At 69.8% G+C, this 25,588-nt stretch carries 23 protein-coding genes, 1 rRNA gene and 1 riboswitch; of the genes, 8 read left to right on the top strand and 16 right to left on the bottom strand.

The genetic code is table 11. The features are described from left to right. Positions 1 to 192: 192 nt before the first annotated feature. The gene (locus ACWD1U_RS26175) at positions 193 to 399 is read left to right on the top strand and encodes a DUF5999 family protein (RefSeq protein WP_451111027.1); all 207 of its coding nucleotides are present in this window, start codon (positions 193 to 195) and stop codon (positions 397 to 399) included. Positions 400 to 612: 213 nt separating this feature from the next. After that, positions 613 to 828, top strand: coding sequence for a hypothetical protein (locus ACWD1U_RS26170; protein ID WP_451111025.1), 216 nt, complete (start codon positions 613 to 615; stop codon positions 826 to 828). Between the two features lie 58 nt (positions 829 to 886). Here ACWD1U_RS26170 and ACWD1U_RS26165 read toward each other — a convergent pair whose 3' ends face one another. The 4 genes from ACWD1U_RS26165 to ACWD1U_RS26150 are packed head-to-tail and all read right to left on the bottom strand — an operon-like array spanning position 887 to position 5,142. Beyond that, the gene (locus tag ACWD1U_RS26165) at positions 887 to 1,954 is read right to left on the bottom strand and encodes an endo-1,4-beta-xylanase (protein WP_451111024.1); all 1,068 of its coding nucleotides are present in this window, start codon (positions 1,952 to 1,954) and stop codon (positions 887 to 889) included. Between the two features lie 54 nt (positions 1,955 to 2,008). After that, the gene (locus tag ACWD1U_RS26160) at positions 2,009 to 2,848 is read right to left on the bottom strand and encodes a carbohydrate ABC transporter permease (protein WP_451111022.1); all 840 of its coding nucleotides are present in this window, start codon (positions 2,846 to 2,848) and stop codon (positions 2,009 to 2,011) included. After that, on the bottom strand, positions 2,845 to 3,843 hold the full coding sequence (locus ACWD1U_RS26155) for a carbohydrate ABC transporter permease (protein ID WP_451111021.1): 999 nt from the start codon (positions 3,841 to 3,843) through the stop codon (positions 2,845 to 2,847). Before ACWD1U_RS26155 ends, ACWD1U_RS26160 begins: the two co-directional genes overlap by 4 nt. Positions 3,844 to 3,849: 6 nt before the next feature. Beyond that, a complete protein-coding gene (locus tag ACWD1U_RS26150) occupies positions 3,850 to 5,142 on the bottom strand; it encodes an extracellular solute-binding protein (protein ID WP_451111351.1) in 1,293 nt (430 codons plus the stop codon). 447 nt (positions 5,143 to 5,589) lie between these two features. Between ACWD1U_RS26150 and ACWD1U_RS26145 the strand changes: the two genes are divergently transcribed. From ACWD1U_RS26145 to ACWD1U_RS26125, 5 genes are all read left to right on the top strand, one after another. Continuing rightward, complete coding sequence (locus ACWD1U_RS26145) at positions 5,590 to 7,569, top strand: amino acid transporter (RefSeq protein WP_451111020.1); 1,980 nt, start codon at positions 5,590 to 5,592, stop codon at positions 7,567 to 7,569. A gap of 144 nt (positions 7,570 to 7,713) precedes the next feature. Further along, entirely contained in the window at positions 7,714 to 8,109 is a 396-nt protein-coding gene (locus ACWD1U_RS26140; protein ID WP_451111019.1) for a TOBE domain-containing protein, read from the top strand. Between the two features lie 154 nt (positions 8,110 to 8,263). After that, positions 8,264 to 9,073, top strand: coding sequence for a molybdate ABC transporter substrate-binding protein (modA, locus tag ACWD1U_RS26135; protein ID WP_451111018.1), 810 nt, complete (start codon positions 8,264 to 8,266; stop codon positions 9,071 to 9,073). Next, positions 9,070 to 9,900, top strand: coding sequence for a molybdate ABC transporter permease subunit (gene modB / locus ACWD1U_RS26130; protein ID WP_451111016.1), 831 nt, complete (start codon positions 9,070 to 9,072; stop codon positions 9,898 to 9,900). The genes modA and modB overlap by 4 nt, the downstream gene beginning before the upstream one ends. A 19-nt stretch (positions 9,901 to 9,919) precedes the next feature. After that, entirely contained in the window at positions 9,920 to 10,984 is a 1,065-nt protein-coding gene (locus tag ACWD1U_RS26125; RefSeq protein ID WP_451111349.1) for an ABC transporter ATP-binding protein, read from the top strand. 70 nt (positions 10,985 to 11,054) lie between these two features. On the opposite strand, the gene gcvP is transcribed toward ACWD1U_RS26125, so the two are convergent. Beyond that, the gene (gcvP, locus tag ACWD1U_RS26120) at positions 11,055 to 13,940 is read right to left on the bottom strand and encodes an aminomethyl-transferring glycine dehydrogenase (protein ID WP_451111014.1); all 2,886 of its coding nucleotides are present in this window, start codon (positions 13,938 to 13,940) and stop codon (positions 11,055 to 11,057) included. 177 nt (positions 13,941 to 14,117) lie between these two features. After that, a riboswitch (glycine riboswitch) is annotated at positions 14,118 to 14,213 on the bottom strand. A gap of 113 nt (positions 14,214 to 14,326) precedes the next feature. Here gcvP and ACWD1U_RS26115 point away from each other — a divergent pair. Further along, on the top strand, positions 14,327 to 14,704 hold the full coding sequence (locus ACWD1U_RS26115) for a PRC-barrel domain-containing protein (protein WP_451111013.1): 378 nt from the start codon (positions 14,327 to 14,329) through the stop codon (positions 14,702 to 14,704). A gap of 232 nt (positions 14,705 to 14,936) precedes the next feature. On the opposite strand, the gene ACWD1U_RS26110 is transcribed toward ACWD1U_RS26115, so the two are convergent. The 11 genes from ACWD1U_RS26110 to rrf form a co-directional block, all read right to left on the bottom strand. Further along, a complete protein-coding gene (locus ACWD1U_RS26110; protein WP_451111012.1) occupies positions 14,937 to 16,409 on the bottom strand; it encodes a DNA polymerase IV in 1,473 nt (490 codons plus the stop codon). Between the two features lie 129 nt (positions 16,410 to 16,538). Next, on the bottom strand, positions 16,539 to 17,222 hold the full coding sequence (locus tag ACWD1U_RS26105; RefSeq protein ID WP_451111011.1) for a MerR family transcriptional regulator: 684 nt from the start codon (positions 17,220 to 17,222) through the stop codon (positions 16,539 to 16,541). A 307-nt stretch (positions 17,223 to 17,529) separates the two neighbouring features. Then, the gene (locus ACWD1U_RS26100; RefSeq protein ID WP_003988851.1) at positions 17,530 to 18,003 is read right to left on the bottom strand and encodes a bifunctional nuclease family protein; all 474 of its coding nucleotides are present in this window, start codon (positions 18,001 to 18,003) and stop codon (positions 17,530 to 17,532) included. Positions 18,004 to 18,086: 83 nt separating this feature from the next. Then, a complete protein-coding gene (gene ftsR, locus ACWD1U_RS26095; RefSeq protein ID WP_451111010.1) occupies positions 18,087 to 18,824 on the bottom strand; it encodes a transcriptional regulator FtsR in 738 nt (245 codons plus the stop codon). 53 nt (positions 18,825 to 18,877) lie between these two features. Next, positions 18,878 to 19,831 (bottom strand): FHA domain-containing protein, encoded by a 954-nt coding sequence (locus ACWD1U_RS26090; protein WP_451111008.1) that lies wholly within the window; start codon positions 19,829 to 19,831, stop codon positions 18,878 to 18,880. Between the two features lie 61 nt (positions 19,832 to 19,892). Beyond that, on the bottom strand, positions 19,893 to 20,819 hold the full coding sequence (locus tag ACWD1U_RS26085; RefSeq protein WP_451111006.1) for a DUF881 domain-containing protein: 927 nt from the start codon (positions 20,817 to 20,819) through the stop codon (positions 19,893 to 19,895). Positions 20,820 to 20,824: 5 nt separating this feature from the next. Next, positions 20,825 to 21,157 (bottom strand): small basic family protein, encoded by a 333-nt coding sequence (locus tag ACWD1U_RS26080; protein WP_003988855.1) that lies wholly within the window; start codon positions 21,155 to 21,157, stop codon positions 20,825 to 20,827. Beyond that, the gene (locus ACWD1U_RS26075; RefSeq protein ID WP_451111004.1) at positions 21,154 to 22,068 is read right to left on the bottom strand and encodes a DUF881 domain-containing protein; all 915 of its coding nucleotides are present in this window, start codon (positions 22,066 to 22,068) and stop codon (positions 21,154 to 21,156) included. Before ACWD1U_RS26075 ends, ACWD1U_RS26080 begins: the two co-directional genes overlap by 4 nt. Before the next feature lie 98 nt (positions 22,069 to 22,166). Continuing rightward, on the bottom strand, positions 22,167 to 24,662 hold the full coding sequence (locus ACWD1U_RS26070; protein WP_451111002.1) for a sugar phosphate nucleotidyltransferase: 2,496 nt from the start codon (positions 24,660 to 24,662) through the stop codon (positions 22,167 to 22,169). 113 nt (positions 24,663 to 24,775) lie between these two features. Next, positions 24,776 to 25,384 carry a CDP-alcohol phosphatidyltransferase family protein gene (locus ACWD1U_RS26065; RefSeq protein WP_451111001.1) on the bottom strand — a complete coding sequence of 203 codons (609 nt, stop codon included), beginning with the start codon at positions 25,382 to 25,384 and terminating at the stop codon, positions 24,776 to 24,778. Between the two features lie 109 nt (positions 25,385 to 25,493). Next, positions 25,494 to 25,588: ribosomal RNA gene (gene rrf, locus ACWD1U_RS26060) — 5S ribosomal RNA — on the bottom strand; the annotation flags it as partial.

Below are 25,588 nucleotides of genomic sequence, written 5' to 3'. Positions count from 1 at the left end.
CCTGTGAGAAGCGGTGCTGCGAAATCCCTGCGGATCGACGCCCGTAGGGCAACACTGGGTTCCGACGACTCATTCCAACGGGGGGCGGCCATGAACGACCTTTCCAGCCGCGGAACAGACACCACAGACGACTCATTCAACTCCGTCAACTCGGCCACCACGTCCACCACGACAGAGCGAAAGATCCCGCCCATGTGCCAGCACCAGACGCCGTGCCCGTCAGCCGACTCCGCCGACCGGGAATCCGCCCGCCTCGTGGCGCACCACCCGGAGCAGGGATGGAGCCTGCTGTGCAACGGCGTGGTGCTCTTCGAGGACACCGGTGAGCTCCTGCCGGACGGCCGGGTCATCGCCCCGCACCGTCCGCTGGCCGGCAGCCAGGTGATGACGGCCGCCTGAGGAGCGCCGGGCGGAATGGCGCCCGCCCGCAGACTTGAGGGGCCGGCTGCGGGACACCCTGCGCACCGGCCCCGACGCGTGTCCGGCTGCCGTCACTCCCCGTCACCCCCCGCGACGGGCCGTCGGTGACTCGCACGCCTTCCCACGGACGCCCGTTTCCCGGAAGACTCCTGGACGTTCCGCCGGTGCCGTGTCGACGGAGGTGGGGCGAGAGTGGGAGCACGTGAGGCCGACGCCGATCTCGACGACCCTCCGGAGGTCCGCTGGTCGGCTCCGCCCCTGACGACGATCCGCCGGCCCCCTTCCGACAGGGGCAAACCGGCCGTCCGCACGATCATCGGCCTGCCCCGCCACGAGCAGCCGGACTCGCCCCGGATGGAGCCGGGCACCGAGCCGGTGGTACGGGCGAGCACGGCGCCACCGATCTGACGCCCGCTACCGGGGGCGCGCGCCCCACCGCCCCCCGGCGGCAGGGCGCCGCGTCCCGCTACCTCCCTCCGAGCGCCTCACGGATCGCGAAGTACGCCGGCTTGCGGCGCAGTTCCTCGTCCCACGGCAGGGCCGCGCCCTCGCCCGGGAAGAACGCCGGGATCCAGGAGTACTTGTCGGTGTAGTCCCAAAGGGTGATCCCGACGCACCGGCGCACCGCCAGGCACGCCTCGGTCAGGTCCCCGTACCACTCGGCCTGCCGGGCCAGCTTCTCCTCGGTCGCTGGCAGCTGCATTCGGATGTCGACCTCGGTGAGCGCGGTGTCCAGGCCTAGTCGGGAGAAGCGGCGGAGGTTGTCCTCCACGGTGGTCGGATAGCCGTACTGCAGGGCCAGATGGGCCTGGAGGCCGATGCCGTGCAGCGGGACGCGCTGAGCCTTCAGCTGCTTGGCCAGCTTGTAGTAGGCGTCGCTCTTCGGGCCGATCCCCTCGATGTTGTAGTCGTTGAGGTACAGCTTGACGCGCGGATCGGCCTGGTGCGCCCAGCGCAGTGCGTCGGCGATGTAGCCGGGGCCGAGCGTCCTGTAGAAGACCGTCTCCCGGTACGTGCCGTCCTCGTTGAACGCCTCGTTGACGACGTCCCAGGCGAACACCTTGCCCCGGTAGTGCCGTACCTCCGTCTGGATGTGCTTCTTCAGCACCGCCCGCAGCTCCCGGGCCGTCCACTCCCGCCCGGTGAGCCACCCCGGCAGCTGGCTGTGCCAGACGAGCGTGTGGCCGCGTACCTTCTGCCGGTTGGCCCGGGCGAGGTTCACTGTCTCGTCGCCCTGCGAGAAGTCGAACACGCCCTGCTGTGGCTCGGTCGCGTACCACTTCATGCCGTTGCCGGGGGTGATCTGGTCGAACTCGCTGCCGAGCAGGGCCTTGTACGGTTCGTCGACGAGCTCGGGGTTGTCGGTCGCGCTGCCGAAGTAGCGGCCGTGCCGCTGGGCGAGGTCGGCGAGGGTCGGTTCCTGGCCGTGGTGCTCGTCCGCCTGTGCCGAGGGCCCGGTGACGATGCCGCCGAGCATCAGCGCGGCGGCGGCGAACGCCGCGGCGAGTCCGAGCCGTGGAGCGGTTCTGCGCATGGTGCGACTCCTCACGGTTGAAGGGTGGGGTGAGCCGTACGGATGCGGCGCGCGTCAGCCCTTCGTGGCGCCGGCGGTGAGGCCGCCGACGAGCTGACGCTCGGCGACCGAGTAGAAGGCGAGGGCGGGAACCATGGCCAGCACCAGATAGGCGAAGACCTTCGCGTACTCCGCCGAGTACTGCCCCTGGAACTGCTGGACTCCGATCGGCAGCGTCCACCACTGCGCGTCGGTGAACACCAGCAGCGGCAGGAAGAAGTTGTTCCAGCTGGTGACGACGGCCAGCACCGAGACCGTGCCGAGCGCGGGCCGGGCCATGGGCAGCAGCACCCGCCAGAAGAAGCCGAACGAGCTGCACCCGTCGAGCGTGGCCGCCTCCTCGAGCTCCCCGGGGATCTGCCGGAAGAAGCCCCGCAGGATGATGATCGTCATCGGCAGACCGAAGGCCGCCTGCGGGAGGATCACGCCGAGCGGGTTGTCCAGCAGGTCCAGGGAGCGCAGCAGCAGGAACAGCGGCAGGGCGGCCACCGCGAACGGGAACATCAGCCCCATCGTGAACAGCGTGAACAGCGCCTCCCGGCCGCGGAAGGCGAACCGCGCGAAGGAGAAGGCGGACAGCGCGGAGACCGCGACGACCAGGACGGTCGTGCCCACCGCGATCAGCGTGCTGTTGCCGATCAGCCGCCAGAAGTCACCCGAAGCGAGGATTCCGGTGTAGTGGGAGGTCACCCACGACTCGGGCGGACCGACCGGGTTGCGGGAGAGCTCGTCGGTGGACTTGAAGCCGGACAGCGCGGCATAGAGCAGGGGGACGGCCATGACCGCGCCGACGACGACCAGGACGAGGTGCAGCGGAAGGTTCCCGCCTCTACGGGCCTTCTGACCGACTGTCATTTTCCGTCACCCCGCATGGTCGTGGTGGCCCCTTCCAGGTCGCGCCGGAGCACGAACCGCTGGTAGGCGAGGGCGAAGACGAGGCTGATGCCGAACATGACCACGCTGATCGCGCTGGCGTAGCCGACCTGGTAGCGCTTGAAGCCGTACTGGAACATGGTCACGGCCATGGTCTCGGAGTGGTGGTCCGGGCCGCCCGCGGTGGTCACCCACACCAGGTCGAAGAGCTGGATCGAGCCGATGACCGACAGGAACACGCTGATGCGCAGGGTGGGCGCGAGCAGCGGCAGCGTCACGCTGCGAAAACGCTGCCAGGGCCCGGCCCCGTCGATCAGCGCCGCCTCGGTCAGCTCCCTGGGGACGGCCTGGAGCCCGGCCAGGTACAGCATCATGTGGAAGCCGAAGTACTTCCAGGTCATGACCAGGAACAGGGTCGCCATGACGGTGGACTGGTCGGCGAACCACTGCCCGCCCACCCCGTCCAGCCCGATCCCGCCGAGGACCTGGTCGGCGAAGCCGTCGTCCGGGGCGAAGATCATGCCGAACAGGATTCCGGTGATGGCCTCCGACAGGACGTACGGCGCGAAGAACAGCATCCGGTACACCGCCCGGCCGCGCATCCGCTGGTTGAGCAGCACGGCCATGGCGAGCGCGAACGGCAGCTGGATGACGAGCGACAGCACCACCAGCACGAGACAGCGCCACAGGTCGCCGAGGAAGACGGCGTCCTGGAAGAGCCGGGTGAAGTTCTCGCCGCCGATGTAGTCGGAGGGCATGCCGAAGCCGCCCCAGCGGAAGAAGGCGGCGTACAGGGCGAACAGCATCGGCATCAGCACGAGCCCCGTGAACAGCACCAGGGCGGGCAGTTGGAAGCCGGCCGCGGTGAGCCAGTGCAGCGTGCGACGCCGGGCGCGGCTCCGGCCCCGGTCCGTGGGCGGGAGGGGGGAACCGACGCCGGGTTCGGTCCGTTTGTCCGGCAGGAAGGTGGAGGTCATCGCCGGCTACTGCTCTTCCTTCGCGGTCTTCGTGATCGACTGGGCGACCTGCCCGGGGGATTTCGACCCGGCGATGAGCGCGGCGACACTGTCGTTGACCTCCTGGCCGACGGCGGGCGCGTAGGCCTGGTCGAGGTACAGCTGGAAGCCGGTGGCCTGCTTCAGCTGTGCCTGTACGGCCTTGATGTTGGGGTCGACGATGGCGCTCTCGGCCGCCGGGACCACGGGAAGGACCCCGGTCTTCTTGACCAGTTCCAGGTCGGTGGCCTCTGAGGCGAAGAACTTCAGGAAGTCGACGGCCGCCTGCGGGGCGCCCCGGCGCAGGGCGTGTCCGCCGCCTCCGCCGAACACCTCGGTGATGGTGCCCTTGCCGCCCTCGACCGCGGGGAAGGGGAAGAAACCGAGGTCCTTGCCGAGGCCCTTGCCCGCGTCGGCCTGCACGGTGGGCGCCCACTGCCCCATGAGCTCCATGGCCGCCTTGCCGTTGCCGACGGTGGCGGCCTGTCCGGTGGGCGTGGAGTAGGCGGCTCCCAGGAAGCCCCTCTGGAACGGCCGGAGACCGACGAGTTCGTCCAGGTGCTCACCCGCCTCGACGAAGGGGGCGCCGGTGAAGTCCTTCTCCTCGTAGGCCGTCTGCAACGCTTCGGCGCCGGCGGTGCGCATCGCCAGGTAGGCCCAGTAGTACATGCCGGGCCACTTCTCCTTGCCGGCCAGCGCCAGGGGCGTGACCTCGGCGGCCTTCAGCTTGCGCACGGTGTCGAGGAAGCCGCTCCAGGTGGTCGGGGGCTCACTGACGCCTGCCTTCTCGAAGAGCGCCTTGTTGTACCAGAAGCCGATCATGCCGATGTCGAACGGGATGCCGTAGACGCTGTCGTCCACCAGGTACGGCTCCCTGGCGACCGGGAGCAGGGCGTCGCCCCACGCCTTGGTCCGGTCCGTGAGGTCCTCGACGAGTCCGGCGTCGACCTGCTGTTTCAGTACGCCGCCGCCCCAGGTGTGGAAGATGTCGGGCAGCTTCCCGGAGGCCGTCAGGGCCGTCATCTTCGACTTGTAGGCGTCGTTCTCCAGCTGGACGATCTTCACCTTGACCCTGGGGTTCTGCGCCTCGAACCTCCGGGCGAGGGCGGCCCAGACGTCCTTGGCCGGCTGAGTGGTGGAGATGTTCCACCACTCGATCGTGGCCGTCCCGGACGCCCCTCCGTCCGAGTCCCCGCCGCATGCGGTCAGTGCCGTCGTCCCCAGGCCGGCCGCGGCGGAGGCCGCCAGGAAGCCGCGGCGGGACAGTGCCGGGTCGCCCATCATGCTCTCCTCGAAAGTTTCGAACTGAATCCGGAAAGCTTCGCTGTTGCCGCACCCTAGAGACAGCCTGCAAAGGGTGACAACCCCTCGGACGCGGTGAATCTTCAGTCCCCTGCAAGGGCCTTGGGCAGGGTGCGAAACATTCGATTCGGAAGACGAACGTTACGGGTGGATTTCTCCGCGATCACACAGCGTGGTGACCTACGGACCGACCGACGGGAACCGGAGAGCCGCACGGACGGGCGGTCGGCAGCCGCTCTCCCCGCTCTCAACACGCGTTTCACACCCTCGGCCACCCGGGCCGGAGGTGCCCCGCCCCACTCTTAACGGAAGCTTGACGCACTCAGCCCCCTCATCCACGGGCCACAGCGTCACGCTCCGCTTACGCTGATCGGGCCGTCCAGTGATGGCCGGAACCAGGCCGATCCGCACATCGGGAGCACGACGATGGCCACCACTGAGCACCCTCCGCCGAGCCGTACGGAGCCCGTCCCACCCAGCCGACTGCGCGCCTGGATGCTGGAGGGCCTGTCCGACATGGGCAAGGACGGCGGCCACACCGGACCCCACGCCGAACCGGAACCCCCGCACCGGGGCCAGCGCTGGTGGCGGGTGATGTGCCTGACCGGCGTCGACTACTTCTCCACCCTCGGATACCAGCCGGGCATCGCGGCGCTCGCCGCCGGCCTGCTGTCCCCCGTCGCGACCATCGTCCTGGTCGTCGTCACCCTGGCCGGCGCCCTGCCCGTCTATCGCCGCGTGGCCGAGGAGAGCCCGCACGGCGAGGGCTCGATCGCGATGCTGGAAAGGCTGCTCTCCTTCTGGCAGGGCAAGCTGTTCGTCCTGACCTTGCTGGGCTTCGCCGCCACCGACTTCCTCATCACCATCACCCTGTCGGCTGCCGACGCCTCCACCCACCTCGTGGAGAACCCGCATCTGAACGGTGTCCTGCACGACAAGCAGATGCTGATCACCCTCGTCCTCATCGCCCTCCTGGGTGCGGTGTTCCTCAAGGGCTTCCTGGAGGCGATCGGTGTCGCGGTCGCGCTGGTGGGCGCCTACCTCGCACTGAACGTGGTCGTGGTGGTCGTCGGCCTCTACCATGTCGCGACCGCGGGGCATGTCATCACCGACTGGTCGAGCGCCCTGACCACCCAGCACAGCAACGTCTTCGTCATGATCGGCCTCGCCCTGCTCGTCTTCCCGAAACTCGCGCTCGGCCTCTCCGGCTTCGAGACCGGCGTCGCCGTGATGCCGCACGTCAAGGGCGACCCGGACGACACCGAGGCACGGCCGGCCGGCCGCATCCGCGACACCAAGAAGCTGCTCACGACGGCCGCTCTGATCATGAGCGTCTTCCTGATCACGACCAGCTTCATCACCACCCTCCTCATCCCGGCGAAGGAGTTCGAGGCGGGCGGCCAGGCCAACGGGCGCGCGCTGGCCTATCTGGCGCACGACTACCTGGGCAACACCTTCGGCACCGTCTACGACGTCTCGACCATCGCCATCCTGTGGTTCGCCGGCGCCTCCGCGATGGCGGGCCTGCTCAACCTGATGCCGCGCTACCTGCCCCGCTACGGCATGGCACCGCACTGGGCCCGCGCGGTACGGCCCATGGTCATCGTCTTCACGCTGATCGCCTTCCTGGTCACCTGGATCTTCGACGCCGACGTCAACGCGCAGGGCGGTGCCTACGCCACCGGTGTGCTCGTCCTCATCAGCTCCGCCGCGATCGCGGTGACCATCGCCTCCCGTAAGGCCCGGCAGCGGAACTGGACCATCGCGTTCGCGGTCATCTCCGCGGTGTTCCTCTACACGACCGTCGCGAACGTCATCGAGCGCCCGGACGGTGTGAAGATCGGCGCCTGCTTCATCGCCGGCATCATCCTCGTCTCGCTGCTGTCACGGCTGGCCAGAGCGTTCGAGCTCCGCGTGACCAGCGTGACCCTGGACGACATGGCGGAGCGCTTCGTGCGCGACATGGCCAGCCGGCGGATGCGGTTCATCGCCAACGAGCCCGACCGGCGCGACATCGCCGAGTACCGCGACAAGATCGAGCAGATCCGGCAGGACAACGATGTGCCCGGCCAGGAGGACTTCGTTTTCGTCGAGGTGACGGTCACCGACCCGTCGGAGTTCGAAGCGAGCCTGACCGTACGCGGCGAGGTGCTGCACGACCGCTACCGCGTCCTGACCCTGGAGTCCTCCTCCATCCCCAACGCCCTGGCCGCGCTCCTGCTGTACGTCCGCGACACGACCGGCTGCACCCCGCACATCTACTTCGAGTGGACCGAGGGCGGGCCCTTCGCCAACCTCCTGCGCTTCTTCCTGTTCGGCCAGGGCGAGGTCGCCCCGGTGACCCGGGAAGTCCTGCGCGAGGCGGAACCGGACCGGAAGCGGCGGCCGAAGGTGCACGTGGGCTGAGCCAGGCCGCCGGTCCCCTCCTGCCGAAGCCCTGCGCGGCGGGCGCACGACAACCTGGCCGTAGTTGATCCCACCGGTGATCCGTACGCGCGGCACGACCGCCCCGCGTCCACCATTCCCGCCCGCGGCCCTAAGGTGACCGGCATGCAGTCCTACACGATCGGCCAGGCAGCACGGCTGCTCGGCGTGAGCCCGGACACCGCCCGGCGCTGGGCGGACGCGGGCCGCGTCGCCACACACCGTGACGAAACCGGGCGGCGACTCGTCGACGGACGGGACCTGGCCGCCTTCTCGGTCGAACTCGCCAGGTCCGGAACCGCCGAGGAGGACATCCCGTACACCTCGGCCCGCAACGCCTTCCCCGGCATCGTCACCGCGATCAAGCTCGGCGATGTCGCCGCCCAGGTGGAGATCCAGGCCGGCCCGCACCGGCTCGTCTCCCTGCTCACCCGTGAGGCCGTGGAGGAGCTGGCACTGGAGGTCGGCATGGAGGCGACGGCCCGTGTGAAGTCGACGAACGTCCACATCGATCGCGCCTGACTCCGTAGGTCCGCACATACACACCCACCACCCCTGCTTGCCTCGCTCATGCGAAGCGACAGGAAGCTTCTGCCTGGCAGATGCGCCAGTATGATCGATCCATCGGGAGAGCCCGGCGGGCTCTTCCTCCAGCCCGCAGAGGAGTGGCCCCGAGATGACCCGTTCCGCGCTCCGCCACCGCCGGATCCTCCAGGTCGCCGGGGCATCCGCCGCCGCGCTGCTGACACTGAGCGCCTGCTCCTCCTCCGGTACGGGGTCGGACAAGGGCTCGTCCTCGTCGCCGAAACTCTCGGGGACGGTCACCGTCTTCGCCGCCGCCTCCCTGGAGGAGAGCTTCAAGGCGCTGGGCAGGACGTTCGAGAAGCGGCACCCGGGTACCGAGGTCGCCTTCAACTTCGGCGGCAGCGACACCCTCGCCGCCAGCATCACCAGCGGCGCCCCCGCCGACGTCTTCGCCGCCGCCAGCACCAACACGATGGCGATCGTGACGGACGAGAAGGACGCGGTGGGCACACCGGCCACCTTCGTCCGCAACCGGCTGGAGATCGCCACCCTGCCGGGCAACCCCGACAGGATCTCCTCCCTGAAGGACCTCACCAAGCCCGGCCTGAAGGTCGTCCTGTGCGACAGGACGGTTCCGTGCGGCGCCGCCGCCCGGAAGGCGCTGGACTCCGGTGGCGTGAAGCTCACCCCTGTCTCCTACGAACAGGACGTCAAGAGCGCACTGACGAAGGTCGAGCTGAAGGAGGCCGACGCGGCCGTCGTCTACCGGACCGACGTGCGGGCGGCGGGTGACAGGGTGCAGGGCGTGGACTTCCCCGAGTCGGCCGACGCGGTCAACGACTATCCGATCGTCCTGCTCGAGAACGCCCCCAACCCCGGCACGGCAAAGGCCTTCATGGCACTCGTGAGGTCCGCGCAGGGCCAGAAGGTGCTGTCCGGGGCCGGGTTCCTCGAGCCGTGAGCGACACCCCGGCGAGCCGGCCTCGCCGCGACCGCCCCCGCGGCCGGACCCGGTTCGTGCCGGTCCCTCTGCTGGTGCCCGCCCTGATCGGCCTGGCCTTCCTGCTCCTGCCGCTGATCGCGCTGCTCGTCCGGGCACCCTGGCGCAGCCTTCCCGAGCAGCTGACCAGCGCCGGGGTGTGGGAGGCGCTCCGGCTCTCCCTTCTGTGCGCCACCGCTGCGACGGGCCTCAGCCTGGTCGTCGGTGTGCCCCTGGCCTGGCTGCTGGCCCGCACGCGCTTCCCCGGCCGGGGCCTCGTACGGGCCCTGGTGACGCTGCCGCTGGTGCTGCCGCCGGTCGTGGGCGGTGTGGCCCTGCTGCTCGCCTTCGGGCGCAACGGCGTGATCGGTCAGTGGCTCGACTCCTGGTTCGGGATCACCCTGCCGTTCACCACGACGGGTGTCGTCCTCGCGGAGACGTTCGTGGCGATGCCGTTCCTCGTCATCAGCGTGGAGGGCACCCTGCGGGCCGCCGACCCGCGCTACGAGGAGGCGGCCGCCACCCTGGGCGCCTCCCGCCTCACCGCGTTCCGCCGGGTCACCCTGCCGCTGATCGCGCCGGGCATCGCGGCCGGAGCCGTACTGGCCTGGGCCCGGGCCCTCGGGGAGTTCGGCGCGACCATCACCTTCGCCGGCAACTTCCCGGGCCGTACACAGACCATGCCGCTCGCGGTCTACCTCGCCCTGCAGAACGACCCGGCGGCGGCGATCGCCCTCAGCCTGGTGCTGCTGGCCGTGTCCATCGCGGTACTGGCCGCCCTGCGCGACCGGTGGATGACAGCCTCCTGACACTTTGGACGACGCCCTGATGACCCACCTCGACGACCCGACGACCGAGGGGCTCGACGCCCACCTCGTCGTGGACCGCGGCTCCTTCCGTCTCGACGTCGCCCTCACCGCCGCCCCCGGGGAGGTCGTCGCCCTCCTCGGCCCGAACGGCGCCGGCAAGACCACCGCCCTACGCGCACTCGCCGGGCTCGTCCCCCTCTCCGCGGGCCATCTGCGTCTGGACGGCACCGGGCTGGACGGCACCCCGCCCGAGGCCCGCCCGGTCGGTGTCGTCTTCCAGGACTACCTGCTGTTCCCGCATCTGACCGCCCTGGACAATGTCGCCTTCGGGCCACGCTGCCGCGGCGCCGGCAAGGCCGAGGCCCGTGCCCAGGCCGCCGAGTGGCTGGACCGCATGGGCCTGGCCGACCACGCCGGCGCCAAACCCCGCCGCCTCTCCGGCGGTCAGGCCCAGCGCGTGGCCCTGGCCCGGGCCCTGGCGACCCGGCCCCGGCTGCTGCTCCTGGACGAACCCCTTGCCGCCCTCGACGCCCGTACCCGACTGGAGGTACGTGCCCAGCTCCGACGACACCTGGCGGAGTTCGAGGCCGTGGCCGTCCTGGTCACGCACGACCCGCTGGACGCCATGGTGCTGGCCGACCGCCTGGTCGTCGTCGAGCACGGTCAGGTCGTCCAGGAGGGCACACCCGCGGGCATCGCCCGCCATCCGCGTACGGACTACATCGCCCGGCTGGTCGGCCTCAACCTCTACCGGGGGCAGGCCGAGGGCCACACCGTCCGGCTCTCCACGGGCCCCGCCATCACCACCACCGAGGAGCTCTCCGGTCCCGTCTTCGTGGCGTTCCCGCCGAGCGCGGTGACGCTGTACCGGGAGCGCCCGGCCGGCTCCAGCGCCCGCAACCTGTGGCACTGCGAGGTCGCCGGCCTGGAGACGCACAGCGACCAGATCCGCGCCGACCTCACCGGCGAACTCCCCCTGACCGCCGACCTGACCACCGTCGCCGCGGCGGAACTCGACCTGCACCCCGGGGCACCGGTGTGGGCGACGGTCAAGGCGACGCAGACGCACGCGTACCCGGCCTGACGCCGCTCGCCGTGGAATGAACGGGAGGGGCCCCGCACAGCGGAGCCCCTCCCCCTGACCGGTCGGTCGATCAGTCCTCGTAGGCGTCCAGCGGCGGGCAGGAGCAGACGAGGTTCCGGTCGCCGAAGGCCTGGTCGATGCGGCGCACCGGCGGCCAGTACTTGTCGGCGGCCGACACCCCGGCCGGGAAGACGGCGTCCTCTCGGCTGTAGGCGTGCTCCCACTCCCCGGCGAGCGCGCCGGCGGTGTGCGGGGCGCCGCGCAGCGGGTTGTCGTCGGCGGGCCACTCGCCGGAACCGACCTTCTCGATCTCCGCGCGAACGGCGATCATCGCATCGCAGAAACGGTCCAGCTCGGCCAGGTCCTCCGACTCGGTCGGCTCGATCATCAGCGTCCCGGCCACCGGGAACGACATCGTCGGCGCGTGGAAGCCGTAATCGATCAGCCGCTTGGCCACGTCGTCGACGCTCACCCCGGTCGCCTTGGTCAGCGGCCGCAGGTCGATGATGCACTCGTGCGCCACGAGTCCGCCCGGGCCGGTGTAGAGCACCGGGTAGTGCGGCTCCAGCCGCTTGGCGATGTAGTTGGCGCTGAGCACCGCCACCTGCGTGGCCCGCTTCAGCCCCTCGCCGCCCATGAGCCGGACGTACGCCCACGAGATCGGCAGGATGCCGGCGGAACCCCACGGCGCCGCGGAGATGGGACCGACGCCGGTCTCCGGGCCGGCCTCGGGCTGCAACGGGTGGTTCGGCAGGTAGGGCGCGAGGTGCTCCCGCACCGCCACCGGGCCCACGCCGGGACCGCCGCCGCCGTGCGGGATGCAGAAGGTCTTGTGCAGGTTCAGGTGCGAGACGTCCCCGCCGAAGTGCCCCGGCTTGGCGAGTCCCACGAGCGCGTTGAGGTTGGCCCCGTCGACGTAGACCTGACCGCCCGCCTCGTGCACCTGGGCGCAGATGTCGGCGACGTGCTCCTCGAACACACCGTGGGTGGACGGGTAGGTGATCATCAGCACGGCCAGCTCGTCGCGGTGCTGCTCGATCTTCGCCCGCAGGTCCTCGACGTCGATCTCGCCGTCCTCCGCGGTCTTCACGACGACGACCCTCATGCCCGCCATCACCGCGCTGGCGGCGTTGGTGCCGTGCGCGGACGAGGGGATCAGACACACGGTGCGCTGCGCGTCGCCGTTGGCCCGGTGGTACCCGCGCACGGCGAGCAGACCGGCCAGCTCGCCCTGCGACCCGGCGTTGGGCTGGAGGGAGACCTTGTCGTAGCCGGTGACCTCGGCGAGGCGGTCCTCCAGCTCGTGGATGAGGGTGAGGTAGCCCGCGGCCTGCTCAGCGGGCGCGAAGGGGTGCAGCTGCCCGAACTCGGGCCAGGTGACCGGCTCCATCTCCGTGGTCGCGTTGAGCTTCATGGTGCAGGAGCCCAGCGGGATCATGCCGCGGTCGAGCGCGTAGTCCCGGTCGGCCAGCCGGCGCAGGTAGCGCAGCATGGCGGTCTCGGAGCGGTGCTGGTGGAAGACGGGGTGCGTCAGGTACTCGTCGGTGCGCAGAAGATCAACGGGAAGCCCGTCCTCCGCGGCGGCATCCAGTGCCTCGACGACACCCTCGACACCGAAGGCGGCCCATACGGCACGCAGCTGGGCCCGGGTGGTGGTCTCGTCGCAGGCGATGGAGACGTGGTCGGCGTCGACGAGACGCAGGTTGACCCCGTTGTCCCGCGCGGCGGCCACGACCTCGGCGGCCCGGCCCTCCACGCGCACCGTGACGGTGTCGAAGTAGGCCTCGTGCACGACCTCGACACCGCCGTTCGCGAGACCGGCGGCGAGGACCGTGGCGTACCGGTGGGTGCGCTGCGCGACGCCCTTCAGGCCCTCCGGCCCGTGGTAGACGGCGTACATGCCGGCCATGACGGCGAGCAGCACCTGCGCGGTGCAGATGTTGCTGGTGGCCTTCTCCCGGCGGATGTGCTGCTCACGCGTCTGCAGCGCCAGCCGGTAGGCCCTGTTCCCGTCCGCGTCGACGGACACGCCGACGAGCCGTCCGGGCAGGCTGCGCGCCATCTTCTCCTGGACGGCCATGTAGCCGGCGTGCGGCCCGCCGAAGCCCATGGGCACACCGAAGCGCTGCGTCGTCCCGACCGCGATGTCGGCGCCGAGCTCCCCGGGCGACCTCAGCATCGTCAGCGCGAGCAGGTCGGCGGCGACGGTGACGAGCGCCCCGAGCTCGTGCGCCCGGTCGATGACCGGCTTGATGTCCCGGACGGCTCCGGAGGCGCCCGGGTACTGGATCAGCACGCCGTTGATCTCACGCTCGGCGATCTCGGCGGGGATGCCGTCACTGAGGTCGGCGACGACGACCTCGACGCCGGTCGGCTCGGCCCGGGTCTGGATCACGGCGATGGTCTGCGGCAGCACGTCCGCGTCGACCAGGAACAGGCCCCTCTTGTTCTTGCCCAGACGCCGCGACAGCGCCATGGCCTCGGCGGCCGCTGTCCCCTCGTCGAGCAGGGAGGCGCCGGAGGTCGGCAGCCCGGTCAGGTCGGCGACCATGGTCTGGAAGTTCAGAAGCGCCTCGAGCCGCCCCTGCGAGATCTCCGGCTGGTACGGCGTGTAGGCCGTGTACCAGGCCGGGTTCTCCATGACGTTGCGCATGATGACCGGCGGCGTGAACGTGCCGTAGTACCCGAGCCCGATCATGGAGCCGAGGACCTGGTTGCGCTCGGCGAGGGAGCGCAGCTCGGCGATCACCTCGGCCTCGCTGCGGGCGCCCGGCAGGTCCAGCGCCTCGGCGCTCTTGATCACGGCCGGGACCGCGGCGGCCGTGAGCTCCTCCAGCGAGCCGTAGCCGACCTGCGCGAGCATCTTGGCCCGGGCCTCGTGGTCGGGGCCGATGTGGCGCTGCTCGAAGGGGACTGCCTCTTCGAGCTCGGAGAGCGGAATGCGATGGGCGGTCATTTGCGGAGGCCTCCTGGTCTGACACGACCTGCGAGGGGCACCACGGCACGGGTACCCGGACGGCCTCCCCCTCTGTCATCTCAACCTGAGAGCTTCACCGGATCGCCCGAAGGCCTCCGGTTTTCACCGTCGGTGAGAGCGGAAGCCGTCGGCACCCGCCCTGCTTTCCAGAGTGACCTCGTCCGTGCGGTACGTGTGCCTGAGAGATTCCGGGGAGGATTTGCTCCTTCGGCGCCTCCGATGCTGTCTGGAGGACTCTCCCGCACGGGGTCAGCAGCCGCTGCCAGCGTACCAGCGGGGTCAACGCACGAACCTTCGAGTGGCCGGGTCCCCGGTTGTGCCGTTTTGTGGTGTCTACAGAAGACTTGCGACCTTGTGGAGGGCACGTGCGTACCGATATCGATCCGCGCCACCTGATCGGCCGCAAGGCGTTCGACCGCAATGGAACCAGGATCGGCACGATCGACGAGGTCTACCTCGACGACGCCACCGGCGAACCGGAGTGGGCGGCCATACGGACCGGGCTGTTCAGCAGGGACGCGTTCGTCCCCCTGGAGCCCAGTGAACTGATCGAAGGCGCCCTGCGCGTCCCCTTCGACCGCGCCCTCATCAAGGACGCCCCCGACTTCGGCGTGGGCCGCCACCTCTCACCGGAGCAGGAACTCCAGCTCTACCACCACTACGGCCTCGACGTCGCCGCCCCGCCCCCGCTTCCGGAGCACGACTTCGGCCGGCTCGCCGGCAAGGACGAGACGACGACCTGAGCCCAGGCCCCGTAGCCGTCCGCTGTGCCCCGGACGCCGCAGGAGCGACACCGCTGCTCCGGCACGGAGGAGTCACCTTCGCAGGCGGCTCCGTCCGCACACCTCGGCCGCGATAGGCAAGAGGACCGGCGTCCAACCCCGCGCCCTCGACGGTGGCCCCGGCGGTCACCACCGCCGACGTGGGGGTGGCGTTGGCGTTCCCGCGCTGTGATGCCCTTCCGGCGCACGAGCTCTACGCCGAAGAGAACCCGGACGCTGTGTCCGCGGCCGAGGAGATCCCCGCCGGTGTGCCCGCGGGACCGGGAGCAGCACCCGGCCCGCCCCTGCCCTGCGCCTCTGCGGAACCGCCGTGCCCCCCGCCCTCGGGTCTTCGTAACACCAGCGGTAAGGGATCCGCCGGCTCCAGCGCGGGATCGCCGATCGGAAAGGTCCGCACACGTCCCGGCCCCGAGCCGGGCGTCTCGAACCGCACGGTGACCCGCCCCAGGCCACTGCCCTGCACCCACCCGTGCCCGAACTCGGCGTGGCGCACGTCGTGCCCCGCGGGCCATCGCCGCTCGGCGGGCACCGGCTGCTCCTCGACCGGCGCCTCGGCGTTCTCCTCGGCTGGATCTTCTGCGACCGCCCGCTCGCCGGCCGCCTGCGCGAACAGGTCCTCCTGCGTGTAGTCGGCGAGCCCGCTGACGCCCACCCCGAGCAGCCGCACCCCGCCCGTCGTGTCGACCGAGTCCAGCAGCCTGGCCGCCGCCTCACGGATCACCGCGGGGTCGTCCGTGGGGCCGCGCAGCGTCTCGGACCGGGTGAGCGTCGAGAAGTCGTAGCGCCGCACCTTCAGCACGATGGTCCGCCCGGACAGCCCGGCGCCGCGCAGCCGCCGCACGCACCGGTCGGCGAGCCGCTGCACCTCAAGCCCGACCCGCACCCGGTCGTGGATGTCCACGTCGTAGGTGTCCTCGACCGACACCGACTTCGCCTCCCGCTCCGCGACCACGGGCCGGTCGTCCCGCGCCAGCGCCATGGCGTAGAGACCGTGCCCGTGTGCCTTCCCGAGCAGCCGGACCAGCTCGTCCTCCCCCGCCTCGGCGATCTCCTCGACCGTGGTGATCCCGGCCCGCCGCAGATGGTCGCCCGTCGCCGGCCCCACCCCCGGCAGGGTCCGCACCGGCATCGGCCCGAGCATCGCCCGCTCGGTCCCCGGCTCGATCACCACCAGGCCGTCCGGCTTGGCCTGCTCCGAGGCGATCTTCGCGAGCATCTTGGAGGCGGCGAGCCCCACCGACCCCGTGAGCCCCGTGATAGCCCGGATGTCCGCGCGCAGCTGCGCCCCGACCAGCCGCGCCGACTGCTCGTCCCAGGCCTTTCCTCCGGCCTCCAGGTCCACGAACGCCTCGTCCAGGCTCAGCGGCTCGACCAGCGGCGACAGCGCCCGCAGCAGCTCCATCACCCGCTCGCTGATCGCCCGGTAGAAGGTGAAGCGCGGCACGAGATAGGCGGCGTTGGGCGCCAGCCGCCGGGCCTGCCCCATGGGCATCGCCGAGTGCACGCCGAAGACCCGCGCCTCGTACGACGCGGTCGCCACCACACCCCGCGGCCCGAGCCCACCGACGACCACGGGCTTTCCGCGCAGACTCGGCTTGGACGCCTGCTCCACCGAGGCGAAGAAGGCATCCATGTCGAGATGCAGGATCGTGGGCGCGGTTCTCACATCTCCGATGCTGCCCTACACCACTGACAGCGCCCCGCCCGACCACCCGAACCGGGCCGGGGCAACCGCTTCCACCCCGGCGCGGAAACGCCCGCATGCCGCAGCTGCATCCACCCCGAGCCGGACGGCTCAGACGGCCCGGTTGCGCCGTCGTGCCAGCTCGTCCGCCGGGTTGGACCCGATCAGGGTCTCCCCGGTGTCGATCCGCTCCCCGTGCAGCTGGGACAGCGCGCTCTCCACGTCCCGCCACACCACGCCCACGGCGATCCCGAAGACGCCCTGGCCCCCCTGGAGCAGGGCGTGGACCTCGTCGGGGGAGCTGCACTCGTAGACCGTCGCGCCGTCACTCATCAGCGTCATCCGCTCCAGGTCGCTGAAACCGCGTTCCCTGAGGTGCTGGACGGCCGTGCGGATGTTCTGCAGCGACACCCCGGTGTCGAGGAACCGCTTGACGATCTTCAGGACGACGACGTCCCGGAAGCTGTACAGCCGCTGCGTCCCGGACCCGTGGGCGGGGCGCACGCTCGGCTCGACGAGCCCCGTGCGTGCCCAGTAGTCCAACTGCCGGTAGGTGATGCCTGCGGCCGCGCAGGCCGTGGGGCCGCGATAACCGATCTGCTCGGACGCCATGGACGTCGTCCCTCCGCTGCTCGGCACCGCCGTCGGTCGCTGCGGAGCGTGATCGACCGAGCCGTCGGGCTGGGGGTATCCCCCGCTCGAGCGGAGCCGTGAGCCGGGGGGAGGGTACGGACCGCTCGCCCTGAGACTGCGTTCGGGGCCGCCCCCAGCCGTACCGTCGCCGCTGCTTCTCACGCCGACCTCCGTCCTTGACCTGCCTTCTCGACGGTAGGCAGTCGTCAGGGGTGCGTCAACGATCGCCACACTCGCCACGCCGAGTGATAATCACCCTAAGAGTGGTTTCCCGTGCCCCACCGCGGGGAAAGGCTAGCCGAATGCCTTCGGCGCGGGCCGCATGACGCTCTCACAAGCCTCCGGCACCTGCGGGCGTTTCCCCGCCAATACGGCGGGCGCCCCTGCCGCGGACCACGTCGTCCGCCGGGCCGCCCGTATGACGTACCAACCTCTGTTCCCGAAGTCCGGCCCGCGCCGGCTCCGGAGCTCACTGACTGCTGCTGCCGAAGTCCTCCGGGGAGATCTGGTCGAGGAACTCGCGGAACTTCTCCACCTCGTCCTCCTGCTCGTCCGGGATCGCGATACCGGCGTCGTCGAGCACCGTGTCACTGCCGTAGATCGGCGTCCCGGTGCGCAGGGCGAGCGCTATGGCGTCGGACGGCCGGGCGCTCACCTCGACGCCGCTGGCGAAGACCAGCTCGGCGTAGAAGACGCCCTCACGCAAGTCCGTGATGCGCACTTCCGTGAGCTCCTGGCCGACGGCTTCCAGCACGTCCTTGAACAGGTCGTGGGTCAGCGGCCGCGCGGGAGCCATGCCCTGCTGGGCAAAGGCGATCGCCGTCGCCTCCCCCGGTCCGATCCAGATGGGAAGGTAACGGTCGCCTCCCACTTCACGCAGCAGCACGATCGGTTGGTTGGAGGGCATTTCGACCCGGACACCTACGACATCGAGCTCGTTCACACAGTAACCCTAGGCCGTGCCCGGGACGTTTGGGTAGTCGGGCAGGGGTCGGGCGCCTGATCCGGCCCCGCGCGCCCGGCCCCTCACGGCAGGCGTACCCCGAGCGCCGTCTGCAGCAGCGCGGCGTGCAGCCTCGCGGTGAGCCCAGCCAGCTCCTTCGTACGGGCCTCCGCATGAGCCCTGGTCTGCGGGTTCCGGTGCCTTCTCAGCGGGGCCACCACCTGGTCCACGAGCCCGGCCTCACGATCTGCGGCGGCCTTCATCATCCGCACATGCCGGGGCTCGATCCCGAACCGCCCGAGCTCGGTGACGAGCGCGGCCACCGTGACCGCCTCGGCGTCGAACGACCCGTCCTGAAGTGGGGTGAGGAGCCCGTACGACTCCCACTCCACGAGCTCCTCCTCCTCGATGCCCGCGGCGGCCAGCAGCTCCGCCCGCCCGATCCTGGCCGCCGTGGGCCCCTCGCGGACCTCGGGCACGCAAGCGCCGTCACCCTGACGGCCCACGACCGGCAGCTGGACGGCCTCTCCGCGCTCCATGGCCTCCAGATGCTCCCGAATCACCTTCAGGGGCAGATAGTGGTCCCGCTGCATCCTCAGGACGTGGCCGAGGCGCTCGACGTCACGAGCACTGAACTTGCGATACCCCGAAGGGGTCCGCTGCGGCTCGATGAGCCCCTCCGACTCCAAGAAGCGGATCTTGGAGATGGTCACTTCGGGGAACTCGTCACGCAGCACGTTCAGCACCGTGCCGATGCTCATCAGCCCACTGTCCGTGGCGGCGGTACCGTGTCCGGCACCGCCGCTCGGTGTTTGAAGCATGGACCTTCCCTGACGGATGGACCTTCGCTGGGGTTCCCCGGACGGTGGCCGGGTCAGTAGCCCCGCTGGCTGGTGTGGAAGACCAGCCGGTACTTGCCGATCTGCACCTCGTCGCCGTTGTTCAAGGCGACCTGGTCGATCCGCTCGCGGTTGACGTAGGTGCCGTTCAGGCTGCCGACGTCGGCCACCGTGAACGAGCCGTCCCGACCGCGGCGGAACTCCACGTGCCGCCGGGAGACCGTCACGTCGTCCAGGAAGATGTCGCTCTGCGGATGACGCCCGGCCGTGGTCAGATCACCGTCCAGCAGGAAGCGGCTGCCCGAGTTCGGCCCGCGGCGCACGACCAGGAGCGCGGAACCCAGCGGCAGCGCGTCGACGGCCGCCTGTGCCTCGGGGGACAGCGTCGGCATCGGCGTCTGGCCGGTGGCCTCGCTGTCGTAGGCCTCGAGACCGGAGATGGAGATCGTGGAAGTCGTCTCGGACGGACGCTCCGCCGCCGCACCGGCCCGCAGCGGCGCACCGCAGTTGGAACAGAAGCGGCTGTTCTCCGCGTTGCGGTTACCGCACCTCGTACACACCAGGGCCGACATCGGATCCTCCTGCCGCGGCTGCTCACCCGGAGCATGGGACGCATACGGGTCGGAGAACCCTCCACCCGCACTTGAGGCTGACGGTTGCCCGAAACCTATGCCGCTGGACTGCGCAGGGTCAACCGACGGCGCGCCCTGACCACCGGAAACATCGCCGCCCGGACCGCCGACCTGGTCCCGGAACAGCGGCCGCCGGCCCTCCGCGTCAGGCTGTGCGCGATGGCGAGCGGTCGCATTGTCGCTGCCTTCACGCGCGCTCTTGCCGAACAACTTCGCAAACAACTTCACGGGCGATTCCCCTTGACCGAAACAGACCCGCCCGTGGGGCAGGACGAACCCTGACTGAACACTCTGGCCGACCCGGACATCCTGACAACGTCCGTCTGCACCAGACAGTTTCCACCACGCACCACCCATTCGGTGCGCCGACCCCCCGCAACCTCTTGCCCTCGCCGGACGCCGCCCATGCACCCCCGGTTCACTGCGAGGACGACCGAGCGTAGTCAGGCCGCTTCGCCGCTCGCAAGGCGTCCACGACGATCTTGGGCGACCGCTCGATCGTGACGGTGGCGTGTTCCTTCTCGAGAGTCTGCACCACGCCTCCGGGGATGTTGAGCGCCGGCTCGAGGTCCTGCGGCTTGCCGATGACCTTGAAACGATAGGGGGCGTTGATCTTGTTCCCGTCGACGCTGACACCCTTGCCGGAATCCGCGAGATACGTGCCGGCGACGACCCGCACGCCGTTCACCTGAATCGCCTCCGCACCCGCCGCGCGCAGCTCCTGGATCGCGTCGAGCAGCATGTCCGACTCGACCGTCCCCTTCGTGTCCTGGATCGTCATGGTGATGCCGGGCCCCTGCGCGGCCACCGTGCCCGCCAGGATGCCGAGTTGCCTCTCCTTCTCGATCGTCTGCTTCCGGGCCTCCTCGGCCTGGTCCGAGCTGTTCTCCAGCTCGTCACGCTGCTTCTCGAGACCTTGCTTCTCGTCCTCAAGACGCTGAGTACGGTCATCCAGTTCATCGAGGATGCGGACAAGATCTTCCTGACGCGCGCCACGCAGGGCGCTGTCGCTGTCGCTGTTCGAGGCCACCTGCACGGCCAGCCCGAACCCGAGGCCGAACAGCAGCACCGCGACGATGAGTTGCGCCCGGGTGACCCGGGGCGGCCACAGCCCCTGCACCAGCCGTTGCCGGCCCGTCAGCCCCCGCTCGGGCTCCACCTGCGGCTCCGGCTCCAGCTCCGGTGCGGGTGCGAGGGAAGGGGCGTCCTCGGCGGCAGGCGCCGGCACGGTCACCTCCTGCGGCAGTTCCTTGCGCAGCCTGTTCCCGGATTCGCCGCTTCCGTCGCGCCGCTCCCCGGGCGTGTCGCGGTGCTCCTCGGAACGCCGGTCGTCGTGCTCGCTCATCGGCCTCACGCCCGGAACACGTGCCGGCGGATGGCCGCGGCGTTGGAGAAGATCCGGATGCCGAGGACGACCACCACACCCGTGGACAGCTGGGCACCGACACCCAGCTTGTCACCCAGAAAGACGATCAGCGCCGCCACGACGACGTTCGACAGGAACGACACCACGAACACCTTGTCGTCGAAGATGCCGTCGAGCATCGCCCGCAGGCCGCCGAAGACGGCGTCGAGCGCCGCCACGACAGCGATCGGCAGATAAGGCTCGACCACCGCCGGAACCTCAGGCCGGACCAACAGGCCGGCCACGACTCCCACGACGAGGCCCAGTACGGCGATCACGATGTGCCCTTCTCGCTTTTCTCAGTGCTCGGCTGTGCAGTACGTACGGTCACGCTCGGCGCGGCAGGCAGCCGGAGGTCGTCCTCCACGGAGATGCCTGTCCTGATGCCGTAGCTCTCCTGCAGCGCGTTCAGGTACAACCCGTCCGCACTGTTCTGGAACCGCGTGCTCAGCCGCTGCCCGTCCCCCACCGCGAGGACCGTGTACGGCGGTACCAGCGGCTTGTTGTCGACCAGTATGGCGTCCCCCGCGGCCCTGATCGCGGACAGCGCCGTCAGCCGCTGCCCGTTGATGGAGACCGCCTCGGCGCCCGACTCCCACAGCCCGTTGACCACGCGCTGCATGTCCCGGTCGCGCACCCGGCCGGTGTCGGAGAACCCGGAGGTCTCCCGCGGGTCGCCGTCACCGCCCGTGCCGGCTTCCTTGGCGTCGTTCACCACGAGCTTCACACCGGGACCGTGCACCGCGACGGCACCCGACAGGATGCCCACCAGATCGGAGTCGGCGCTGCCGCCGCTGTGCTTCAGCGCCTCGCGCTGCCGCGCGCTCACGTCGGCACGCAGGTCGTCGACGGCGTCCTCGAGCTTGTCCGCCGCCTCGGTCTCCCGGTCGATACGGTCAACCAGCTCTTCCCGCTCCTTGGCGACGACCGGGGCGGCGACCCGTGCCTGGGCCGCACCCACGGTCACGACCAGGGCCGCCAGCACCAGGCCGGCGGCGAGCCCCAGCTTCGCCCGCAGGGTCTTCGGCATGCCGCCGTCGCCCGCGGCCATCTTGCGCGCGGCGGCCTCGGCGTATCCGTCGTCGAGGCTGTGGTCCATGACGTTGGTGAGCAACGACATGGACGCATCCGGGCGCCGGGGCCGCGCGGGTGTGCTCCGAATGGGGGGTTGCTGCGGCATGCCGCACATCGTCGCATGTCGGGGCCACTACCTCCGAACGGCCCCACCGGCGTGCCGGACAGGCCCCGTCGAGGACATTTGTCCGGCACGCCCGCGTGCAGGCCGTTCTATCGGCCGGCGCTGTCCACGACCGCTGCCCACTCGTCCAGCAGGGCCTGCGCGGAGGCGTCGTCCGGGCCCTCGGCCCACAGGTGGGTGACGGCCTCGGCGGGGTCGGGCAGGACCATCACCCAGCGGCCGTCTGTCTCCACCACACGCACACCGTCCGTGGTGTCCACGAAGCGGTCTCCGGCGGCTTCCACGACCCGCCGCATCACGAGCCCCTTGACGGCCCACGGAGTCGCCAGGTCCCGCTTCAGGACGTGCGCCCGCGGGATCCGCGCATCGATCTGGCTGAGCGTGAGCTGCGTCCGCGCCACGAGCCCGATGAGCCGGACGAAGGCCGCCGTGGCGTCGTACACGCTGCTGAACTCGGGGACGATGAAGCCGCCCTTGCCGTCACCACCGAAGATCGTCCCTTCCTCACCGCCCACGCGCGTGAGGTCGTCGGGAGAGGTAGTCGTCCACTCGACCTGGGTTCCGTGGTACGCCGCCACCTGCTCGGCGATGCGGGTCGTGGTCACCGGAAGCGCGACCCGGCCGCTGCGCCGCTCGGCGGCGACGAGGTCCAGCATCACCAGCAGCGCCCGGTCGTCCTCGATGATCCGCCCCTTCTCGTCGACGAGGGACAGACGCTCGCCCACAGGGTCGAACCGCACGCCGAACGCGGCTCCCGAGGACGCCACGATCTCCCCGAGCCGCACCATGCCCGACCGCCGCACGTCGGCGGTCTCCGTCGGCCTGGACTCGTCGAGGCCGGGATTGATCGTCAGCGAGTCGACCCCGAGCTTGCCCAGGAGACTCGGCAGCACGAGCCCCGCACTGCCGTTGGACGCGTCCACGACCACCTTGAGCCCGGACTCGGCGATCCCGGTCGTGTCGACGTTGCGCAGCAGTGACCCGGTGTACGAGTCGAAGACGCTGGCCGGGAAGTGAAGGTCACCGATCTCACCGGGGAAGGCGCGCCGGTACTCCTGCCGGGCGAACACCCGGTCCAGCTTTCGCTGGCTGCCCTGCGAGAGGTCGGCACCCTGCCCGTCGAAGAACATGATGTCGACGGAGTCCGGCACCCCCGGCGTGGTACGGATCATGATCCCGCCCGCGCTGCCCCGCGCGGTCTGCTGCCGCGCCACGGGCAACGGCACGTTCTCCAGGTCCCGTACGTCGATGGCGCTGGCCTGCAGCGCGGAGATCACCGCACGCTTCAGGGCACGGGCACCACGCGAGTGGTCACGGGCCGTGGTGACGGTCGAGCCCTTCTTCAGCGTGGTCGCGTAGGCGCCCGCGAGGCGCACCGCGAGCTCCGGCGTGATCTCCACGTTCAGGATCCCGGACACACCGCGGGCACCGAAGAGGTGCGCCTGCCCCCTGGACTCCCAGATCACCGAGGTGTTGACGAAGGCACCGGCCTCGATGGTCTTGAACGGGTAGACCCGAACATTGCCCTGGACGATCGATTCTTCACCGATCAGGCACTCATCACCGATGACCGCCCCGTCCTCGATCCGCGCCGCGCGCATGATGTCGGTGTTCTTACCGACCACGCAGCCGCGCAGATTGCTGTGCGGCCCCACGTAGACGTTGTCGTGGACGACGGCCTTGTGCAGAAACGCGCCGCTCTTGACGACCACGTTGGAGCCCACGACGGTGTGCTCCCGGATCTCGGCGCCGGCCTCGACCTTGGCGTAGTCACCGATGTAGACGGGGCCGCGGAGAACGGCGTCGGGGTGCACCTCGGCTCCCTCGGCGACCCACACTCCCGGGGAGATCTCGAACCCGTCGATGTCGACGTCGACCTTGCCCTCCAGGACATCGGCCTGCGCCTTCACATAGCTCTCGTGCGTGCCGACGTCCTCCCAGTACCCCTCGGCGATATAGCCGTAGACCGGCTTGCCTTCCTTCATCAGCTGCGGGAAGACATCGCCGGACCAGTCGACGGGCACATCGGGCTCGACGTAGTCGAAGACCTCGGGCTCCATCACGTAGATGCCGGTGTTCACCGTGTCGGAGAAGACCTGGCCCCAGGTGGGCTTCTCGAGGAAGCGCTCCACCTTGCCTTCCTCGTCGACAATGGTGATGCCGAATTCCAAGGGGTTGGGGACACGGGTCAGACAGACCGTGACCAGCGCGCCCTTCTCCTTGTGGAAATTGATGAGCTCGGTGAGGTCGAAGTCCGTCAGAGCGTCGCCGGAGATGACAAGGAAGGCATCGTCCTTCAACGCCTCTTCGGCGTTCTTGACGCTTCCGGCGGTACCGAGTGGCTTCTCCTCATTGGCATAGGTGAGCTCCATCCCGAGTTCTTCGCCGTCACCGAAGTAGTTCTTGACGAGCGAAGCCAGGAACTGGACAGTCACGACTGTTTCGTTGAGCCCATGCCTTTTGAGCAGCCGCAGCACATGCTCCATGATCGGGCGGTTGGCCACAGGCAGGAGCGGCTTGGGCATGCTTGAGGTCATGGGACGAAGGCGCGTGCCTTCGCCACCGGCCATCACGACGGCCTTCATGTCGGAAGCGTCCTCCTCAGAGACGACGGTCTAGCCGACTTCCCCCGCCAGGATTGTCCCGCACTTTTCCAGCGCGGGCCATCGCGCCCCTACGGCCGGAGCGGTCCGCGAGTTCAATCGGCCATGGCGTCCGCACGGACCAGGCGGCGGACTTGTACTACGTAGAGGACTCCTGCCCACCAATAGAGCGTTGTACCCCATCCGGCGAACGCCCATCCGAAAATCGCAGCCAGTGACGAGATCCAGCCACTCCCGTCACTGAGCAGGAGCAGGGGGAAGGCATACATCAGGTTGAAGGTTGCGGCCTTGCCCAGGAAGTTGACCTGGGGCGGCGGATAGCCGTGGCGGCGGAGGATGCCCACCATTACCAGCAGAACCAGCTCGCGCGCCAGGAGTGCGGCGGTCAGCCAGAGGGGCAGAATCTCGCGCCAGGTGAGGCCGACCAACGTCGAGAGAATGTAGAGCCGGTCGGCCGCGGGATCGAGAAGCCGGCCGAGGCTGCTGATCTGATTCCAGCGCCGCGCGAGCTTGCCGTCCAGGTAGTCACTCACGCCGCTGAGAGCCAGTACCAGAAGGGCCCAACCGTCACTCTGGGGCCCGCCGAACTCAGGCCACAGAATCAGCCACAGGAAGACGGGTACGCCGACGAGACGCGCCATGCTGAGGATGTTCGGGATGGTGAGCACACGGTCCGTCTGGACGCGAGTCTCCTGAACCTCCACCCGGGGGCCTCCTGTGGGAAACGTGCCAACGATGCCCCCTGACCTTACCTCAACGCAAAAAAGCTCTGGCTCTCGGGCAGTGTGCCCAAGAGCCAGAGCTCTAAAGGAAGTTCGGCGGCGTCCTACTCTCCCACAGGGTCCCCCCTGCAGTACCATCGGCGCTGTAAGGCTTAGCTTCCGGGTTCGGAATGTAACCGGGCGTTT

The sequence above is a fragment of the Streptomyces sp. NPDC002788 genome (assembly GCF_053592115.1).
This window is presented reverse-complemented; position numbering and strand designations above follow the sequence as displayed.

Coding starts and splice junctions, on each gene's coding strand:
- ACWD1U_RS26175 (WP_451111027.1), top strand. CDS start 193: ATGTGCCAGCACCAGACGCCGTGCCCGTCAGCCGACTCCGCCGACCGG.
- ACWD1U_RS26165 (WP_451111024.1), bottom strand. CDS start 1,954: ATGCGCAGAACCGCTCCACGGCTCGGACTCGCCGCGGCGTTCGCCGCC.
- ACWD1U_RS26160 (WP_451111022.1), bottom strand. CDS start 2,848: ATGACAGTCGGTCAGAAGGCCCGTAGAGGCGGGAACCTTCCGCTGCAC.
- ACWD1U_RS26155 (WP_451111021.1), bottom strand. CDS start 3,843: ATGACCTCCACCTTCCTGCCGGACAAACGGACCGAACCCGGCGTCGGT.
- ACWD1U_RS26150 (WP_451111351.1), bottom strand. CDS start 5,142: ATGGGCGACCCGGCACTGTCCCGCCGCGGCTTCCTGGCGGCCTCCGCC.
- ACWD1U_RS26145 (WP_451111020.1), top strand. CDS start 5,590: ATGGCCACCACTGAGCACCCTCCGCCGAGCCGTACGGAGCCCGTCCCA.
- ACWD1U_RS26140 (WP_451111019.1), top strand. CDS start 7,714: ATGCAGTCCTACACGATCGGCCAGGCAGCACGGCTGCTCGGCGTGAGC.
- modA (WP_451111018.1), top strand. CDS start 8,264: ATGACCCGTTCCGCGCTCCGCCACCGCCGGATCCTCCAGGTCGCCGGG.
- ACWD1U_RS26125 (WP_451111349.1), top strand. CDS start 9,920: ATGACCCACCTCGACGACCCGACGACCGAGGGGCTCGACGCCCACCTC.
- gcvP (WP_451111014.1), bottom strand. CDS start 13,940: ATGACCGCCCATCGCATTCCGCTCTCCGAGCTCGAAGAGGCAGTCCCC.
- ftsR (WP_451111010.1), bottom strand. CDS start 18,824: ATGCTTCAAACACCGAGCGGCGGTGCCGGACACGGTACCGCCGCCACG.
- ACWD1U_RS26090 (WP_451111008.1), bottom strand. CDS start 19,831: ATGGGTGGTGCGTGGTGGAAACTGTCTGGTGCAGACGGACGTTGTCAG.
- ACWD1U_RS26085 (WP_451111006.1), bottom strand. CDS start 20,819: ATGAGCGAGCACGACGACCGGCGTTCCGAGGAGCACCGCGACACGCCC.
- ACWD1U_RS26075 (WP_451111004.1), bottom strand. CDS start 22,068: ATGTGCGGCATGCCGCAGCAACCCCCCATTCGGAGCACACCCGCGCGG.
- ACWD1U_RS26070 (WP_451111002.1), bottom strand. CDS start 24,662: ATGAAGGCCGTCGTGATGGCCGGTGGCGAAGGCACGCGCCTTCGTCCC.